This window comes from Chryseobacterium potabilaquae, assembly GCF_902728265.1.
Classification (GTDB): domain Bacteria; phylum Bacteroidota; class Bacteroidia; order Flavobacteriales; family Weeksellaceae; genus Chryseobacterium; species Chryseobacterium potabilaquae.
The window spans coordinates 35,959-54,351 of record NZ_CACVBR010000012.1 but is presented as its reverse complement, the minus strand read 5'-3'; the positions used below and the strand labels follow the sequence as shown (position 1 = coordinate 54,351).

Genomic DNA, 18,393 nt, shown 5'->3' with positions numbered 1-18,393 from the left:
ATAAAGTTATTTCCAAAACATAATTTTACTATGTTTAAACAAGTTCGCAATTATAAATTACCTTATGTGTTATATAATTTTTTCAACAAGAGAAAATTAAGACATAATATCTCTCTTTATAAAAAATATGGTATAAGGAAATCCTATTTTTCAAGTATTTCAAGTAAAGATTTTTCTCATCTTCCTCCTGTAGAAAGAAAAATTGATCATGAGAAATTGATGGCGACTCTTTTTTATAAAAACCTTTCGGAAGAAAATAAAGTCAGTGTTGATAACTATGATGTTAATGGATATCTGATCCTTAAAAATTATCTAAGCTCGGATGTTGTGGATCAAATAAATAATGAGATAAATAATCTAATGAAAGAAGGGACTCTCAAGTTTCGTTATGGAAATAAGCTTATGTTTGCCATTCATTATTCTGAGATCATTAAAAATATAGGAAATGACAAAAATTTGATTGATTTTCTTTCTATTCTACTCGATGGGCAAGCAAAATTATTTCAAAGTATTAATTTTATTAAAGGCAGTCAACAAAAAACCCATTCTGATAGTATTCATATGACTACTTATCCACTAGGGGGACTTTTGGGAGTTTGGATTGCTTTAGAAGATGTGGATGAAAATAATGGAGCATTACATTATATTCCTCAAACGCATAAATTACCCTATTTCCTAAATTCAGATTATGATAATGAAGGAGATCGATTAAAAATAGGAAAGAAAAGCTACAAAGCGTATGAAGAGTTTCTTGAAAATAAGATAAAAGAGTTGGGATTGAAAAAGGAAATATTTAAAGCTCAAAAAGGAGATCTTCTTATTTGGCATGCTAATATTTTACATGGAGGAGAACCTCATTTGGATAAAAATAGAACAAGAAAGAGCCTTGTTTACCATTTTTTTGATGAAAATAGTATTTGCTATCATGAGGTCACACAAAGACCTGCTTTATTTGAGTTATAATTTCATAAAATATTAGTAATTTTGCCGTCTAGATTATGGCAAGTTTATCAGGATATTTACCCTATGCGTTTGCATTGATTATAGCAATTCCATTTTTGGTATTGCTACGGCAGTTTGTACACTCGTATATAACCCTAAAAAACCAAGAGATAAAGATTCTTTCTATAAAATCAAATTCTGAAAATAAGACCCATTCTTATGAAAGGATGACTCTTTTTCTGGAAAGAATAAAGCCATCTAATCTTATTCAAAAGTTTGACAAAGATTTAGAAACACATGAATTTATCTTTCTTACAGAAAAAACAATTAATGAAGAGTTTGAATATAATTCTTCCCAGCAATTATATATAACAAAAAATTCATGGCAGCATATTGTTGACTCAAAATTGGCTGTAATAGATCTGCTTCATACCACATATAAAGGATTTAATAATGGCCCGAATTTGGATGAGTTTAAAACTGTCTTTATTATGAGCTATATGAATGGAGAAGACTATATTTCATCTACCATAGAAAGTTTAAGAAAAGAAATTATAATAATAGCTTGATTCAAGCTTAAACTAAAAATAAAAATTTAAATAATGATTCCAAATTTTAAAGCACATCCATGGCATGGAATTTCTGCAGGAGAAGATGCGCCAAACGTTGTAAACGTTTTTGTTGAGATTGTTCCCTCAGATACTATTAAATATGAAATAGACAAAGAAACAGGATTTTTGAAAGTGGATAGACCTCAAAAGTTTTCTAATATTATTCCTGCTTTATATGGTTTTGTTCCAAGAACTTACTGTAATGAAGAAGTGATGAAGTTAGCTGTTGAAAGTGGGGCAACTGATGTTACGATGGGAGACCATGATCCACTTGATATTTGTGTGTTAAGCTCTCATAATATCCATGCAGGAGGTCTTTTGATGGAAGCTATTCCTATTGGTGGTTTTAAAATGATCGACGGAGGGGAAGCTGATGATAAAATTGTAGCGGTAATGATAGGTGATCATGCCTTCGGACATTTTAGAGATATTTCAGAATTACCTGAGGCTGAAGTGAAGCGATTAATGCACTATTTCTTAACATATAAAAACTTACCGGATGAAGTCGCAAAATGTAGAATTCAGGAAGTATATGGAGCAGAGCATGCACGACAAGTAATTAAAGCTTCACAACAAGATTATATTAATAAATACGGAGGATAAACTCTCGTATTAAAAAATAAACATTAAGGATAAATGGAATGAATTCATTTATCCTTTTTTTATGGGGTTATAATTTTTTAAATATGGTATTTTTTAATTATAAAATTGAATTATATTTTATAATTTATTTTTATTTATTGATGTTTAGAATATTTTTCGGTTTTTGATGGCTATTATTTATTATATTTAGTTTTCTATTACCAAAAAAATATTAAACTATGGATCTATTTGTACTAGTCCCTATATTTGGTGTAATTGCCTTACTTTATACTTTTTTTCAAAGTAATTGGGTAAACAAGCAGAATGCAGGGAATGAAAAAATGAAAATTATCAGCGGACACATTGCTGACGGTGCTATGGCTTTTCTCAAAGCTGAGTATAAAATTTTAACTTATTTCGTAGCGGTTGTCGCTATTTTGTTAGCTATAATGGGAGCTAGTAATTCAAACTCTCATTGGAGTATTGGGGTAGCTTTTATTGTGGGAGCTATTTTTTCGGCATTAGCAGGATTTATAGGGATGAAGATTGCCACAAAATCAAATGTAAGAACGGCGGAGGCTGCAAAAACATCACTTTCAAAGGCTCTTAAAGTTTCATTTACAGGAGGTTCAGTAATGGGAATGGGAGTTGCAGGATTAGCTGTTTTAGGCTTAGGTAGTCTTTTTTTAATTATTAAACAAATTTTTGCTCCTGATGCTATGGTAAACTCCCATGAAATGGAACGTACAATTGAAATTCTCACAGGTTTTTCGTTAGGAGCAGAATCTATAGCATTATTTGCTAGAGTGGGAGGAGGAATATATACAAAAGCAGCGGACGTAGGAGCTGATTTGGTTGGAAAAGTGGAGGCCGGAATTCCAGAAGATGATCCTCGTAATCCAGCTACTATTGCAGATAATGTGGGAGATAATGTAGGGGATGTTGCTGGTATGGGGGCAGATTTGTTTGGATCATATGTGGCTACTGTTTTGGCAACAATGGTTCTAGGTAGAGAAACGATTTCTCATGATTCTTTTGGAGGTTTTGCTCCTATTCTTTTACCTATGCTTATTGCTGGAACAGGAATTATTTTTTCAATAATTGGAACCTTATTTGTACGGATTAATGATAATGAGGAGTCGTCTCCTTCAAATGTTCAAAATGCTTTAAATCTAGGAAATTGGGGAAGTATTGTTATTACAGCAGTTGCGTCCTATTTTTTAGTTACTTATATATTGCCTGAAACGATGACTTTAAGAGGTCATGAGTTTTCTAAAATGGGAGTTTTTGGAGCTATTATGGTGGGATTAGTGGTAGGAACTTTAATGAGTATTATCACAGAATATTATACAGCAATGGGTAAAAGACCTGTTTCTAGTATTGTAAGACAATCTTCTACGGGGCATGCTACTAATATTATTGGTGGACTTTCTGTTGGGATGGAGTCTACTTTATTGCCTATTATTGTGCTGGCAGGTGGGATATATGGATCTTATCTTTGTGCAGGGCTTTATGGTGTTGCCATTGCTGCGGCAGGTATGATGGCCACAACGGCTATGCAATTAGCTATTGATGCTTTTGGGCCCATTGCAGATAATGCAGGAGGTATTGCTGAAATGAGTGAACTTCCGAAAGAGGTTCGAGAAAAAACTGATATTTTGGATGCGGTTGGAAACACAACAGCGGCAACAGGAAAAGGTTTTGCCATTGCTTCAGCAGCATTAACTGCGTTGGCTTTATTCGCAGCATTTGTTGGAATTGCAGGCATAGACGGGATTGATATATATAAAGCAGATGTTTTGGCAGGATTATTTATAGGAGGTATGATTCCTTTTATTTTTTCTTCCTTAGCTATCACTGCAGTTGGACAGGCAGCAATGGCCATGGTAGAAGAAGTGAGAAGACAATTCCGTGAAATTCCGGGAATCCTTGAAGGAAAAGCTCAACCTGAATATGAAAAATGTATTGCTATTTCTACAGATGCTTCCATTAAGAAAATGATGCTTCCGGGAGCCATAGCTATTATTTCACCATTACTTGTAGGATTTATATTTGGGCCAGAAGTGCTAGGTGGCTTTCTCGCCGGAGCTACCGTAAGTGGAGTACTTATGGGTATGTTCCAGAATAATGCCGGAGGCGCTTGGGATAATGCCAAAAAATCTTTTGAAAAAGGAGTAAATATTAATGGACAAGTTTATTATAAAGGTTCAGAGCCTCATAAGGCATCTGTAACTGGAGATACGGTTGGAGATCCTTTTAAAGATACTTCGGGGCCATCAATGAATATTTTGATTAAATTAATGTCCATTGTTTCATTGGTTATAGCGCCCACTTTGGCTGTTTTACATAAAGATAAGATTGAAAATAGCCGAAAGGCAAGGTTAGAAGCCTTAGTAGGTGTTTCTGGTGCTGTATCTCATCACTCTGTGGGGGAAATTAAAGGACATTTAGATAGAAATGGAGATTTTGTCTATGATACAGGAAAAATAAGAGAAATAAAGCTTACTAATGGGAAAACTATTTCTTTAGGTGAAGAAAGTCAGCTATATAGAATGTATAGTGCTTTGGAACAGAAAAGTAACGCTATTTTAGAACCTGATAGATGGTATACTATTGAGAATCTTTATTTCCAAAAAGGATCTAGTGACCTAAAACAAGGATCAGAAATTCAATTATTGAATTTGGCAGAGGTTTTAAATACTTATCCTCAAGTAAAAATAAAATTAGGAGGGTATACCGATAATACAGGGAGTGAAGAAGGTAATCAAAAGCTCTCTAATTTAAGAGCTCAAACTGCGAAACTTAAGTTATTAGAATTAGGAATTCCAGCAGATAGGATAGAAGTGGAAGGGTATGGATCTGATTATCCGGTTTGTAAAGCGAATGATACGGATGAATGTAAAGCTAAAAATAGAAGGATTGATGTAAGAGTACTTACTATTTAATTAAAGACATAGAGCACTGTATTTTTACAGTGTTTTTTTTATTTTTATAGGAGTTTATGAATTCTGTCCAAAGTTTATAAAGCTTTTCTTAGATGTTCTAATGCTTCAATAATCAAACTATCCTTTTTAGCAAAGCTCACTCGGATATAATTAGAGTCTTGCTTTGAATTATAGAATGCAGAAAGTGGGAGGCAAGCTACTTTTTTGTCTACTGTCAACCATTTTGCAAATTGAATATCCGTCATTTTATTAGAAATATTTCTAAAATTAATAATTTGAAAGATACTACCATTTGATTTTTGTTCAATCATTAAAGGTGTATCTTTAATTAATTCATGGAGGAGATCTCTTTTCTTTTGCATGATTTGTTGCATTTCTGAAGGGACAAAGACTTCTAAAAATTTTGCTAATGCATATTGAGCAGGTGCGTTCACTCCATAAGAAATGTATTGTTGATGAAATCTGAATTTAGAGGTGAGCTCTTCAGATGCGAGCATATAGCTTACTTTCCATCCGCTAATGTGGAGCATTTTTCCAAAAGAGAAAATACAAAAAGTCCTTTTTTTCAGTTCAGGATGAATGAAAGAGCTGAAATGTTCCCTATTATCATAACAATATAGGTCATAAATTTCTTCAGAAATCACATAGATTTCTTGATCTTTAATAATTTTATAAAGCTGATTCCAATCGGCTTGAGAAAATATTTTTCCCGTTGGATTTTGAGGAGAGTTGACAATAATAGCTTTTGTTTTGGGAGAAATAGAATGTTGAACATTTTCCCAGTCTATGGTAAAATCATTATTTAGAGTACAATATACGGGAACTGCACCATTTAATGTAACTGAGGGGCCATAGGTATAATAAGCGGGTTCAATGATGATGACTTCATCTCCTAGATTTACAATACATTTAAGAGCTGTGAATAATGCAAAAGTAGCACAGGGAACTACTGTAATCTCTTCTTTTGTATGTTGAATACTGTTTTTCCGATTCTTATTAAAGTGTATAATATTCTCAATTAATAGAGGATTACCTTCTAAGGGAGCGTAGTTATGCGTATTTGAATCAACAGCCTCTTTTAAAAAAAGTTTTAATCTTTCATCAATATCAAAATCGGGAAGTCCTAAGGAGAGGTCAAAGCTTCCGTGGGTTGCTGCCAGTTGAGACATTTCTGTAAAGAGCTCATAACGATTGAATTTGTAAATATTTTGCATCTCTAATGCATTTCTATCAAATATAATAAAAATAGAGATTGGTTTTTGATTAATTAAATTTTGTTATTTTTAATCAAATTATTCTAACAATGAAAAAACATTTGATTCCCGTATTTTCTATTTTCTTATTATTGAGTTGTGAAACAAGAAATGTTTCAAATACGCTGCAAACCTCTCATCCGACTGAGTCTAATGTAAAAGGTGATAAAGCCTTTTTAGCTGCGTATAAGATGATTAATGCTGATGAGCTTAAGAAAAATCTATATGTGATTGCTTCGGATGAAATGGAGGGACGGGATACAGGAAGTAAAGGTCAGAAAGAAGCAGGTGAATATATTATCAATTATTACAAAAATCTAAAAGTTTCATATCCAAAAGAATTAGGCTCCTATTATCAAAAAGTTCCATCAGAGTATATGAAAAAAAGAGGAGGAGAAACTCTTCCTGATTCCGAAAATATTTTGGCATTTATAGAAGGAAGTGAAAAACCCGAGGAAATTGTTGTTATTTCTGCACATTATGACCATGTAGGAATAAAAAAAGGGATGATCTATAACGGAGCTGATGACGATGGAAGTGGAACAGTTGCTGTAATGGAAATCGCAAAAGCTTTCCAAAAAGCTAAACATGAGGGAAAAGGTCCTAAAAGATCTATTTTATTTTTACATGTAACAGGGGAGGAACACGGATTATTTGGGTCAGAATATTATACTGATTATCCCGTTTTTCCTCTTGCTAATACAGTAGCGGATCTTAATATTGATATGATTGGCCGCGATGATCCTGAAAATAGAGGAAAGCAATATGTATATGTTATAGGTTCGGATATGCTGAGTTCTCAACTAAGGATCATTAATGAAGCTTCCAATAAAAAAACAAATAATCTAGAATTGAATTATAAATATGATGATCCTAATGATCCTCAAAGATTGTATTATAGATCAGACCATTATAATTTTGCTAAAAATAATGTTCCCGTAGCTTTTTTCTTTGATGGTATTCATGAAGACTATCACAAACCAACAGATGATGTAGAAAAAATAGATTATGTATTATTGGAAAAAAGAACACAATTAATATTCACAACAGCATGGGAATTAGCGAATAGAAATGAGCGTATTGTTGTTGATAAAAATTAAAAAAAGAAGTGGTAATTCGTGAAGCTAGATTAGAAGATATTTCTCAAATTCAAATAATAAGGAATTTGGTGAAAGAAAATATATTATCTGATCCGGGGTTGATCACCGATAAAGATTGTGAAGAATTCTTATTTATAAGAGGCAAGGGATGGGTTTGTGAAATTGAAAAAAATATTGTTGGCTTTTCGATTGTTGATAGGAAAGAGAATAATATTTGGGCATTATTTATCCATCCTGATTTTGAAAAGCAGGGCATTGGAAGAAAATTACATACTATTATGCTTGATTGGTATTTTGCTCAAACACATCAAACTGTTTGGCTTGGGACGGCTCCCACTACCAGAGCAGAAATATTTTATAGAAAATCGGGTTGGACAGAAATAGGAACTCATGGAAAAGGAGAGATTAAATTTGAAATGACCTATCATAATTGGAAAAACAAATAAGCTATGAAACAATCTATACGATCAATAAGACCATTTATTGGCGCTGAAAACTTTGATATAAGTAGGAATTTCTATCAAGATTTAGGTTTTGAAGAAGTAATATTAGAAGATAATTTATCATTATTTAAAAGACAAGATATTGCCTTTTATCTTCAAAGAGCTTATGTAAAAGATTGGATTGATAATACAATGATATTTGTTGAAGTAGAAAATGTAGATGAATTTTGGAATGAACTTTCATCTCTAAATTTAACAGAAAAATATAGGCATGTAAGATTGATTCCTGTGAGAAATTTGAATTGGGGGAAAGAGTGTTTTGTACATGATCCTTCAGGTGTGTTATGGCATTTTGGAGAATTTTATAAACTTTCTTGATTATAAAATATTATATAAAAATTGACAAGGATATGATTATTATTCTATTTTAATTAGAAAAAATGACAAAAATCACACTGTTGTTATTTTTATTAATTCTAAATAGTTATAAATTTGTCTCAACAAAAGTGAAAAACACATAACTAATCATATCCGTATCAATTTTTATTTTTAAAACCGGTAATTTAATTGCCGGTTTATTTTTTTAGAGGTTTGAATTATGAAAAAAATAGGGCTGTTTTATAATATTTTGTAAGTATTTATACTGGTATTTTAATTTTTTGGTTTTTTTTTATTAAAAAATTATATCATTAAACAAAATTTCCTAAATTTATGTAGTATGATTTAATATTAAAATTGCATATGCAAGTGTTAACAGGTTTGAATAAAATTGTAGATTTACAAACTAATATTTTAAAGAATATTAGAATTATGAAAGCTTTTAATATTTGAATTAAAGCTACATATTATAAAATAAGCAAGTATCTTTCAACAATATCTAATCTATGCGTTTATATGGATAGAAAAGATTAACTATTTTACAAACTCTTGTATATAAGCATAATTATATATGTCTTGTACTATCGCAATACGTACATTAGGACATTGTATGTCATTTTAAACTATCTATATGAAAAGAAAATTATATTTTTTATTTTTGATGTTTCTTGTGACATTAGCATATTCTCAAAACAAAGAATCAAAATATTTTGTTGGAAAAAGTTATGATGCAAGAATGTTTTTGACAAACACTCAAAAAGTAACTTTTAATAAGATATTTTCTGATTTTGCTACAACAGCAGTTAATAAAAACAATAAGTGGAATGATGTTGATCCTATAAAAATTTTCACTGTTGCAGAAAATAGGCTAAATCGTAGAAATTTATTTCTTTACGAGTATAATCCTGAAGAGATTGGAAATTCTAAACCAACCGAACAACAAATTGTATTCAAATCAATTTTAGAAAAAAATATTAAAAATTCTGTTGTTTTGCTTGATTCAAATGACATTAAAATTTCATTTCCTTATACTGAATCTTATGAAAAAATAAACATGCAAAAAATACTACTTGAAAAATTATCATATTTAGGTCTTCAATGGTCTCAGCTCGAAGGAGATAATCTCTATATTTATAATGGAAATATCTTGATTGGAAAATATAAATCTGGATATGTTTCGTTAACAAATTTAATAATTGATAAACCATAATTCAAATATATGAGCTGACAATTAAGAACTAATATTTTGATAATCCTGAATTCATATAGAAAAAATAAAATAATTTAAAGAAGTTGTAACTAATATATTGTCAGAATATATATATGAATATATGTGTTTGTTATAATTTAAAATATCAAAAATTTAAATTTATTGAAAGTTCTGACAATAAAGATATTTCAAAAAAAATATTGATTACCAATTGCTTTTAGAAGAATTAGATTCTCTGTCAGCTTACAATAGATAACACTAAATCTCAAAAAATGATTAAAACTATTTTTACCTTTCTTTGTACTTTGTTATCAGCTTTTTTATATAATCAATCCTTAAGTTTAATTTTGCCAGAACCGGATAGAAAAAAATTAGATAGTATTGTTATGAGTATGGTCCGCAAAAATGAAACGGATGATAACATTAGAGTGGTGATAGCTAATTTTAAATTGAAATATGGTCATCATCAATCTGATGATTGGGATTACATATCATCATCTGTTAGCGCTAATAAATACTATATAAAGCGACTAATACATAATTCAAATATTTCTGATTTTTGGGTTAAAATTATCTCAAAATCAAATGAATACTCTATTGAACATTGGAAAATTTATTGTAATTCAAACGAACTGGTGATCTTTTCTGCAACAGATTATTCAGCTCAAGGATTTGTAAAAGTATCTGAAGAATACACAGAAACTCCTAAACCAATAATACCAGATTCAATAGCTGACAGTATTCGTGAAAATGTTTGTGAGAAACCGATTAAATGATCTCATAAAACAATACTGGAAAGAATATAAAATTCCTAATTATCTAGTTATGAAAATTTTATTATTTTTTCTTCTTTTTACCGTCTGGTCTTTGGGTCAGCGCAGATCGTGCAGCTGTTTTAGCATTTTTTGATGAACGTTTATCTTTTAATATTTTGGAGGCAGTCGTTCCAGCCTTTTTACTTGTTTGTTCATTTTTCTTTGTCATAGTTATAAGTTATAATAAATAAATTTGCGGAAATTATTTGTGTTAAAAGAAATCAAAAAATTAAAACTTAATTTGATTCATATAGAATTGTAAAGTTCATGATTTTACCATTCTAATCTACTTAAATTAACATCATTTTTAATATACAAAATAATTCTCAAAAACGATAAAATTCACCTTCTCCATAAAAGTTTTGTGATGCTTCGGGGCTTGACATATTTAAAGATTATTTTGCTTATAAAATAAATGTTAGAATATGGAATTATTATTTGAGTTTCCTTCTTTTTATGTATTATTGCAGTCGTTTATAATTTCACCAATCAGTGAAATTATAAACGTAAATTTAGATGAGCAAAGATTTATACATAAAAAATAATTAATGAAGGATAATTCTAATACATTTTTACTTTTACTAGTGACAAGTATCTTTTTTTTTAATTCCTGTAGGAATAATGATCTTCTTCTTACCGAGAACGAAACATATAACACGGATACTAAATTTCGATTGAGCTCCAAAACCATACGGTTAGGTGAAAGTAGACATAAAGCGTCCCTTGCTTTAGAATTAGAAAAAATGCAAAGAACCTCCAACATACTTAGCAAAACAACAGACGGAGAGGTTTATATTGATACGGATAATATCACTTATATTGAGAATGGCCCTAACTATCATACCTATACTCTTAATCTTATACGGGAAAATTCATCAGGTAATTCACCCTTAGAAAATATCGTATTAACACCGCTCTCTGATGGTACCTATAAGGGGGTACTTGTATCTTACAATCTCACCCAACAAGAAAAACTAACATTAAAAGCAGGGGGATATGTGAACATAAAAGATAAGGTTACTATAACAGAACTTTCAAAAGGGGTCTTTAATCCGATTTTTAAAGGAGCAGGTATGACAACTTGTGGATTTGTGGAAACGTATACTATTAGAGGTTGTAGTGATATTCATAATGGAGTATCAACTCACAATGAAAACAATACTTCCGAATGGGAAAACTGTAAAGCTGATAGAAAACCTGGTGTACATATGACGATGACCTATCGATGTGATTTTATCAGTGATACCAATAGCCCCGGAACAGGTGGAGGAGATGGAGGTGGTGTGGATACTGGTGCTGGAACGTATGTTCCTGGTGGGGGTTCCTCAATCCCTTGCAATGGAAATGGAATTGCTACTGGGCCTTTTGACCCTAAAGAAGAAATAGGAGATGGGGGATGTACAGGAATTCCTACATCTCCCACTATATCGTTAAGTACATTTTTTGTATTTGTAAAAAATTTACCTATTAATTTACAAAATATTCTTAATAACCCAGAAAATCAAGACTTTTACGAAGGTTTGCTAAGTTATTATGATGGTACCTATACAAGTTTAGAAGCTAAAAATATTATAAAATGGGCATTACAGATTAAACAAACTAATCCAAATATTAAATGGAACCAATTTTCCGATTGGCTCTTACAAAATTATATAGATGAAAGTCAGCGAGACGAAATAACGGAAGACTGGACGGATCCCAATAGGGTAAAGCCTACCATCACATTTAAGAACCACACTAAACTAAATAGTATTTACAACCAAATTAAAACAGCAGCAAATTTTAATCAGTATTTAAAGAACTTTATTCCAGAAGGATCTTTGGCTCATTTAACTTTCGATATAGGTGCACTCACGATATCTGAAGCTCAAGCTGAAACCACAGAACCAATAAATTATTGGATAAAAATTGTATTCAACAAAAATAAAGACTGGAGTAGTATTCCCAGAGTTGTAGTCGCAGGGACTTTTATGCATGAGTTAATTCATGCAGAGATACTTAGGCAACTATTAACTGTGGCAAATTCCAACGGGAGCATAAATAAGATGGAGCTTTTAGATTATGCTAAAAAACATAAACATATAGAGTTATTCAATACATTTGTAAAAGCAAAAACAAATGATTCTGAATTTCAGCATGAATATATGGCAAAGAAATTCATTATAACAATAACTTCCTTTTTAAAGCAAGTCTATGGTACAAAATTTACAGAGGTGGAATATAAAACTGTAGTTTGGATGAGTAGTTTGAAAGGAACAAAGGCATGGAACTTGCTCCCTCAATCTGAAAAAGACTTATATATCAATACTTGGAATTCTAATTACTGGCTATGGGAACTTTAAAAAAAATTACAATAGTAACATTCTGCTTTTGCATGAGCTTTGCCTATTCTCAAAATTGTATTGTCAGGATACCTAAAACAGATTCAATAAAATTGGAAAAAATAGAAAATGATTTTTATGGAGAATATCTGCTACTTATTCCAGCTAAAAATAAGCATAATAAAGAAGTACTAATTAATCGTTATAGAGTAACACCTATTGAGAGAAAATATAATGAAAAGGAAATCATATATGATTTTAAAAGTATATCAGAGAGAAGATTAAAAAAAAGATGTCTAAATCATAATATTCTTTTTCTTATCGATAATCAACTTTATAAAAATATCAAAACATTTGAATAAGTTCTTTTAAGAGGGGGTGGTATATTTAAGATGGAAGAATACATACGTTACAAAGACGGTAAAGTAATTGATAAATATCCTCCACAAATTGATTGATTTGAAGAATTACTTTAAAGTTTCTGACACTATCTCGTAAAGTGTGTAAGTTAAAAAGTTAGGCTTGGATTTTATAATCTGAGCCTTTTTTCAAAAATAAGCATAAATTGGTTGAGAACAATACCCCAATTTCGAATAGGCATGGTCCATTTTTTAGTAGCTTCTTTTAAAGCGAGATACACTGATTTCATTACTGCATCATCTGTAGGGAAAGACATCTTGTTTTTGGTGTATTTTCTTATTTTTCCGTTGAGATTTTCAATTAAATTAGTGGTATAAATGATCTTACGTATCTCTAAAGGAAATTCAAAAAATATAGTCAGCTCATCCCAATTATTCCTCCAAGATGCAATAGCATACGAATATTTGCTTTCCCATTTTCCTGCAAAATCATTTAGAGCTGCTTCTGCGGCTTGTTTTGTTGGAGCAGTATAAATATGCTTCATATCTGCAGAGAACTCTTTTCTGTCCTTCCACACTACATATTTACAGGCATTTCTGATTTGATGTACCACACAAATTTGAGTTTGAGATTCAGGAAACACAGAACGTATAGTCTGGGTAAATCCGTTTAAATTATCAGTGGCGGTAATGAGAATATCTTCTACACCTCGGGCTTTTAAATCCGTTAGAACACTCATCCAGAAGGCTGAGCTTTCATTTTTTCCAAGCCACATTCCCAAGACTTCTTTCCTTCCGTCACGCTTTAGTCCAACAGCCAGATAAATAGTTTTATTAATGACTTTGGAGTTTTCCCTTACTTTGAAAACAATCCCATCCATCCAAACAATGAGATATAGATCTTCAAGGGGACGATTCTGCCAACTCACCACTTCACTTGTAACCGCATTGGTTATTCGTGATATGGTAGAAGTAGAAACCTCAAAATCATACATCTCATGGATCTGTTGTTCAATGTCTGATACACTCATTCCCTTGGCATAAAATGAGATGATGATGTTTTCCAAACCATCAATAATGTTGTGCCTTTTGGGAACTAATGCAGGCTCAAAACTCCCTTCACGATCCCTTGGAACTTTAATTTCAGACTCTCCAAAAGACGATTTTATTTTCTTACTGCCGTGTCCGTTTCGGTAATTTCCAGTGGGGGACTTCTGGTGTTTCTCATTATCCAGGTGAGAGTCCAACTCGGCATCAAGCATATGTTCTACAGCTCGCTTGTGCAGCTCTTTAAAGAATGAGGTTAAATCTTCTCCATTTTTGAAGGACTTGTAGAAGTCCTTGTTGTTTAGTAAATCTTCTTTGTCAATCATAACTATGTAATGGTTAAAAATAATAAAAAGTGAGTTCCGAAAAATTTCTTGAGCTGTAAGAGCTCTAAATTTTCCAGAATAACTTTTTAACTTACACAGTTAGTGAGACACTACCTTTGATGATAACACAACCTCTAGCGGTCATGAGGGGAGAGCAAGATGAATTATTTCCTACGATAGAATATTATGAAGATTGGAAATTACATACTTCTAATAAAACGGATTATATTTCTATAGAAGGGGGCCATCTATTTTCCATTCAATATCCCGAAAAAGTGGCAAGAATATTAACCCAGGTTATTAATAATATATTAAACTAATATTATGAAAGAGGTAATTACATCTTCAAGATATATAGATATTCCATTGGCTCGTTCAAGCCCTTTCAAAATTGAACATCTTTACCACTTTTTAAGACAAAAAAAATTAAAAAGCATTTGGTTTGAAGTTGCAGAAACAGTTAATAGTGAACACCAGAAACTTATTTTTATAGGAATAGATCCTATAGCTTCCTTACAAGTAAAGAATGAGGCTGAGCTTTACTATTTTATAGGAGATCAAGAAGAATATATAAATGAAATAACAAATGAAAAAGTTTGGCATTATGTAGAAGAGTGGCAGAATAAAATTCTTCCAAAAGAAGATTCTCATCCCTATAATGGAATATTAGGATTCAGCACTTATGATTCAATTCAATTGGTGGAAAATATCAGATTGAATAAGTATATACAAGGGCATAAAGATAGTAACCTTCCTATGTTCCAGTTTTCATTATACAGATATACTTATGTATTCAATGAAACTCTTTCTACTATTACATTAATTAATAATTTCTATGAACAAGAGGATGAACTGGATATCATGGAAGAGTGGCTGACAAATAGTAAAGAGGTTGATATAAAAAAATTCCATGTTGCTGATCAAGAAAATATAGATTGTAGTGATGAAGAGTTCTTGGAAAAAATCAAACAGGCCCAATATCATTGCCAAGTAGGAGATGTTTTTCAGCTAGTAATTTCCAGAAGGTTCTCCAGAGAATTTACAGGAGACCCTTGGTCATTTTTTCTTGAATTAAAAAAGAATAATGCTCAATACTATTTTTTTCTAGACGAAGAAAATTATATCATAACAGGAGCTTCTCCGGAGACACATTTTAGTTGTTCAAAAGGCGTAGGAATTGTAAAGCCAATAGCAGGAACTTATAAAAAGACAATGAATGTCGAGGAAGATGCTTTATTAGAAGAAAAACTATTGAAGGATCCTAAAGAAAATTCAGAACATAACATGCTTATTGATTTAGCTAGAAATGATCTAAGCAAGCATGCAAGAAATGTAGATATCAGTAAGTTGAAAATAATAGAACATTATAATAATGTAATTCATCTTGTAAGTCAGGTACAGGGTGAGATGGATACTCAACATAATCCTATACGTCTCCTAAAAGAATTTTTACCGGCAGGGACATTATGTGGTGCACCAAAATATAAGGCTGTACAGCTCATTGATGAAATAGAAAATAGTTATAGATCTTATTACGGTGGATTATTAGGATGGATTGGTTTTAATAATGATATCAATACTTGTATACTGATAAGAAGTGCTTTATTTGAAAATAATACAATGATTTATCGTGCAGGGGCTGGAGTGGTAATTTCCTCCGAACCTCAAAAAGAATGGGAAGAAGTGAATAATAAGGTTGCTCTAATTTTAAGTACTTTGAAGAAATTCGAAAATTTATCTTAATGCTATGAAAAAAATTCTAATCATTGATAATTATGACTCTTTTACATACAATTTAAAACAATTGGTATCAGAATGTAGCAATTATTCTGTCAGCGTATGGCGAAATGATGCTTTTGAATTAGAAGAAGTAGCGGGTTATGACTATATCATATTATCTCCAGGACCGGGCATTCCACAAGATGCAGGGCAATGTATTCCTTTGATTAATTATTATAAAGCTACTAAAAAAATATTAGGTATATGTTTAGGGCATCAAGCTATTGGAGTGGCATTTGGGGCGCAGCTTAAGAATACTTCACAGGTTTATCATGGTGTTTCTACTTCTATTAATATTAATAATAATGAAAGGTTATATTCACAATTACCAGATACAATACATGTAGCAAGATATCATAGTTGGATTGTAGAAAAAAAAGATCTTCCTAAAGATTTAATCATTACCTCTACAGATGATTCAGATATTATTATGTCTCTGAGACATGATCAATATGATATTACTGGGGTGCAATATCATCCTGAAAGTTTTCTTACTTTGGATGGCAAAAAAATAATCCAAAATTGGTTGGAATTATAAATTAAAATTTCCTAATGCTATAATGATGAAAAATAATGAAATTTCGATAGGCATTGTAGGTAAAGGCATTGGAGGCCTTACACTCGCTTTGGCTTTGGAACAGTCAGGATATAAGAATATTAAATTGTATGAGCAATCCGATACGATAGAACAATCAACTAAAGGGGCTGGAATAATGTTAGCATGTAATGCTATGCAGATAATGAAAAAACTAGGATTACATGAGGAATTGACTAGTGAGGGGAATATTTTAAAAAGGATGAATATCACCAATGAAAATTTAAAAGTTTTGTCATGTATCAATATGGAACCTTTCTCTACATTATATAACGTTAATATGGTAGCTATTCATAGAGAAAAATTGTATCATATTCTCAATTCTAAGATCAAGTGTGAGGAATTCCTTGGAAAAAGATTAGAGAAGATCAATCTAGTAAGTGATCAGTTAAGCATGATTTTCAAAGACTCGACAGAGAGTAATGCTGATATTATTATTGGAGCGGATGGTATACACTCTCAAGTGAGAAATAGTTATTTTTCAGAGGTCGAAATGCTTGATGCAGGACAATTGTGCTGGAGGGGGATTGCTAATATTGAGATGTCCAAATATACAGATGAGCTTAATGAGCTTTGGGGGAAGGGAAAACGTTTTGGTTTTGTAAAAATCAATAGTCATCAAATATATTGGTATGCCTTGGTTAATACTCCTTATAATGATCCTATTACTCTATCTAGACTTACTTATATATTTAAAGATTTTCATCCAGATGTTTTAGATATAATCAATAGTACTGAAGAAAGGACAATTATTACCAGAAAAATCTATGATTTCAAAACACTTCATAAATGGTACAAGTCTAGAGTTTGTTTAGTGGGTGATGCTGCGCATGCTATGACACCTAATTTAGGACAAGGAGCCTGCCAAGCAATAGAAGATGCATATATCCTCTCTGAATCTTTAAAAAGATATGATGGCGAACAAGCATTTGCAAAATTCAATGAAATTAGAAGAGATAAAGCTTCATGGATTGTTGAAAGAAGCAGAAAAATTGGTAATATGTCACAACTTAATCATACGATAGGGATATGGCTAAGAAATACAATCATGAGTGCTATTCCGTCCAATTTTGCTTATAGAGATACTAAGAAAATGTTAGATATTTACCAATATGAATCTATTTTGTAATATAGCATTAAGCTTAATTTTTTTATGTATAGGAGGTATACATATATATTGGGCTTTTGGAGGTAATTGGGGGAAACAACAAGCTGTACCAACTACGCCAGAAGGTACTCCTCTCTTTACCCCAAGTTTTTTTTCGTGTTTTGGAGTGGGAATAATTCTGCTGAGTTTTATTTTATTGATGAATAATGAAAATTTGGATTTCATATCTCCCAAAGTCTCTCTATATTCAAAAACCATTGTAGCGATCATTTTTCTTATGAGGGCTATCGGTGATTTCAAATATGTAGGGTTCTTCAAGAAAATTAACGGAACCGAATTTGCAAGGCTGGATGGAAAGTATTATACTCCTGTATGTTTGATTATTTTTATACTGATTATTATTAAATTAATTATCATTTAATATAAGAAGTTATAGGATTTAATTTTAGATAATTATGGAATGGGAGTGAGGCCATTTAATATTACTATTTACAAGAGATCTTATAGATCTTTGCGAGATATAACCTGGCCTATTTTGAATTTAAAAAAGAGATAACTTTACTTATACTTATGAATTTT

19 protein-coding genes are annotated in these 18,393 nt (G+C 31.4%); 16 read left to right on the top strand and 3 right to left on the bottom strand.

Annotated features, from left to right (window positions below; all coding sequences use genetic code 11):
• The first annotated feature begins 30 nt into the window (after nucleotides 1–30).
• From CHRY9293_RS08600 to CHRY9293_RS08585, 4 genes are all read left to right on the top strand, one after another.
• A complete protein-coding gene (locus tag CHRY9293_RS08600; RefSeq protein ID WP_162032618.1) occupies nucleotides 31–963 on the top strand; it encodes a phytanoyl-CoA dioxygenase family protein in 933 nt (310 codons plus the stop codon).
• Between the two features lie 35 nt (nucleotides 964–998).
• On the top strand, nucleotides 999–1,511 hold the full coding sequence (locus CHRY9293_RS08595) for a DUF7935 family protein (RefSeq protein WP_162032617.1): 513 nt from the start codon (nucleotides 999–1,001) through the stop codon (nucleotides 1,509–1,511).
• A gap of 33 nt (nucleotides 1,512–1,544) precedes the next feature.
• Entirely contained in the window at nucleotides 1,545–2,156 is a 612-nt protein-coding gene (locus CHRY9293_RS08590) for an inorganic pyrophosphatase (RefSeq protein ID WP_122547082.1), read from the top strand.
• A gap of 218 nt (nucleotides 2,157–2,374) precedes the next feature.
• On the top strand, nucleotides 2,375–5,080 hold the full coding sequence (locus CHRY9293_RS08585) for a sodium-translocating pyrophosphatase (RefSeq protein WP_162032616.1): 2,706 nt from the start codon (nucleotides 2,375–2,377) through the stop codon (nucleotides 5,078–5,080).
• Nucleotides 5,081–5,154: 74 nt separating this feature from the next.
• On the opposite strand, the gene CHRY9293_RS08580 is transcribed toward CHRY9293_RS08585, so the two are convergent.
• Nucleotides 5,155–6,294, bottom strand: coding sequence for an aminotransferase class I/II-fold pyridoxal phosphate-dependent enzyme (locus CHRY9293_RS08580; protein WP_162032615.1), 1,140 nt, complete (start codon nucleotides 6,292–6,294; stop codon nucleotides 5,155–5,157).
• 89 nt (nucleotides 6,295–6,383) lie between these two features.
• Between CHRY9293_RS08580 and CHRY9293_RS08575 the strand changes: the two genes are divergently transcribed.
• The 5 genes from CHRY9293_RS08575 to CHRY9293_RS08555 all read left to right on the top strand — a co-directional run bounded on the left by CHRY9293_RS08575 (nucleotide 6,384) and on the right by CHRY9293_RS08555 (nucleotide 10,240).
• Nucleotides 6,384–7,433 (top strand): M28 family metallopeptidase, encoded by a 1,050-nt coding sequence (locus tag CHRY9293_RS08575; protein ID WP_162032614.1) that lies wholly within the window; start codon nucleotides 6,384–6,386, stop codon nucleotides 7,431–7,433.
• Nucleotides 7,434–7,501: 68 nt separating this feature from the next.
• The gene (locus tag CHRY9293_RS08570; protein WP_228455497.1) at nucleotides 7,502–7,879 is read left to right on the top strand and encodes a GNAT family N-acetyltransferase; all 378 of its coding nucleotides are present in this window, start codon (nucleotides 7,502–7,504) and stop codon (nucleotides 7,877–7,879) included.
• 3 nt (nucleotides 7,880–7,882) lie between these two features.
• Nucleotides 7,883–8,254 carry a VOC family protein gene (locus tag CHRY9293_RS08565; protein WP_162032612.1) on the top strand — a complete coding sequence of 124 codons (372 nt, stop codon included), beginning with the start codon at nucleotides 7,883–7,885 and terminating at the stop codon, nucleotides 8,252–8,254.
• 631 nt (nucleotides 8,255–8,885) lie between these two features.
• Nucleotides 8,886–9,464, top strand: a complete 579-nt coding sequence (locus CHRY9293_RS08560; protein WP_162032611.1) for a hypothetical protein — start codon at nucleotides 8,886–8,888, stop codon at nucleotides 9,462–9,464.
• Between the two features lie 272 nt (nucleotides 9,465–9,736).
• Nucleotides 9,737–10,240: a hypothetical protein gene (locus tag CHRY9293_RS08555; protein WP_162032610.1), complete on the top strand. Its 504-nt coding sequence runs from the start codon at nucleotides 9,737–9,739 to the stop codon at nucleotides 10,238–10,240.
• Nucleotides 10,241–10,301: 61 nt separating this feature from the next.
• Here CHRY9293_RS08555 and CHRY9293_RS18600 read toward each other — a convergent pair whose 3' ends face one another.
• Nucleotides 10,302–10,448 carry a hypothetical protein gene (locus CHRY9293_RS18600; protein ID WP_185153204.1) on the bottom strand — a complete coding sequence of 49 codons (147 nt, stop codon included), beginning with the start codon at nucleotides 10,446–10,448 and terminating at the stop codon, nucleotides 10,302–10,304.
• A 379-nt stretch (nucleotides 10,449–10,827) separates the two neighbouring features.
• On the opposite strand from CHRY9293_RS18600, the gene CHRY9293_RS08550 reads away from it, so the two are divergent.
• Together CHRY9293_RS08550 and CHRY9293_RS08545 are read left to right on the top strand one after the other, a co-directional pair.
• On the top strand, nucleotides 10,828–12,621 hold the full coding sequence (locus CHRY9293_RS08550) for a hypothetical protein (RefSeq protein WP_162032609.1): 1,794 nt from the start codon (nucleotides 10,828–10,830) through the stop codon (nucleotides 12,619–12,621).
• Nucleotides 12,609–12,962, top strand: coding sequence for a hypothetical protein (locus tag CHRY9293_RS08545; protein ID WP_162032608.1), 354 nt, complete (start codon nucleotides 12,609–12,611; stop codon nucleotides 12,960–12,962). Before CHRY9293_RS08550 ends, CHRY9293_RS08545 begins: the two co-directional genes overlap by 13 nt.
• Before the next feature lie 167 nt (nucleotides 12,963–13,129).
• Here CHRY9293_RS08545 and CHRY9293_RS08540 read toward each other — a convergent pair whose 3' ends face one another.
• A complete protein-coding gene (locus CHRY9293_RS08540) occupies nucleotides 13,130–14,332 on the bottom strand; it encodes an IS256 family transposase (protein ID WP_162032607.1) in 1,203 nt (400 codons plus the stop codon).
• A 119-nt stretch (nucleotides 14,333–14,451) separates the two neighbouring features.
• Here CHRY9293_RS08540 and CHRY9293_RS08535 point away from each other — a divergent pair, with 119 nt between their 5' ends.
• The 5 genes from CHRY9293_RS08535 to CHRY9293_RS08515 are packed head-to-tail and all read left to right on the top strand — an operon-like array spanning nucleotide 14,452 to nucleotide 18,235.
• The gene (locus CHRY9293_RS08535) at nucleotides 14,452–14,652 is read left to right on the top strand and encodes an alpha/beta fold hydrolase (protein ID WP_162032606.1); all 201 of its coding nucleotides are present in this window, start codon (nucleotides 14,452–14,454) and stop codon (nucleotides 14,650–14,652) included.
• A gap of 4 nt (nucleotides 14,653–14,656) precedes the next feature.
• Nucleotides 14,657–16,075, top strand: a complete 1,419-nt coding sequence (locus CHRY9293_RS08530; RefSeq protein WP_162032605.1) for an anthranilate synthase component I family protein — start codon at nucleotides 14,657–14,659, stop codon at nucleotides 16,073–16,075.
• Nucleotides 16,076–16,079: 4 nt separating this feature from the next.
• Nucleotides 16,080–16,649 (top strand): anthranilate synthase component II, encoded by a 570-nt coding sequence (locus CHRY9293_RS08525; RefSeq protein ID WP_162032604.1) that lies wholly within the window; start codon nucleotides 16,080–16,082, stop codon nucleotides 16,647–16,649.
• 25 nt (nucleotides 16,650–16,674) lie between these two features.
• Nucleotides 16,675–17,835: an FAD-dependent monooxygenase gene (locus CHRY9293_RS08520; RefSeq protein ID WP_162032603.1), complete on the top strand. Its 1,161-nt coding sequence runs from the start codon at nucleotides 16,675–16,677 to the stop codon at nucleotides 17,833–17,835.
• Nucleotides 17,819–18,235, top strand: coding sequence for a DUF3995 domain-containing protein (locus tag CHRY9293_RS08515; RefSeq protein WP_162032602.1), 417 nt, complete (start codon nucleotides 17,819–17,821; stop codon nucleotides 18,233–18,235). The genes CHRY9293_RS08520 and CHRY9293_RS08515 overlap by 17 nt, the downstream gene beginning before the upstream one ends.
• The last annotated feature ends 158 nt before the right edge of the window (nucleotides 18,236–18,393 follow it).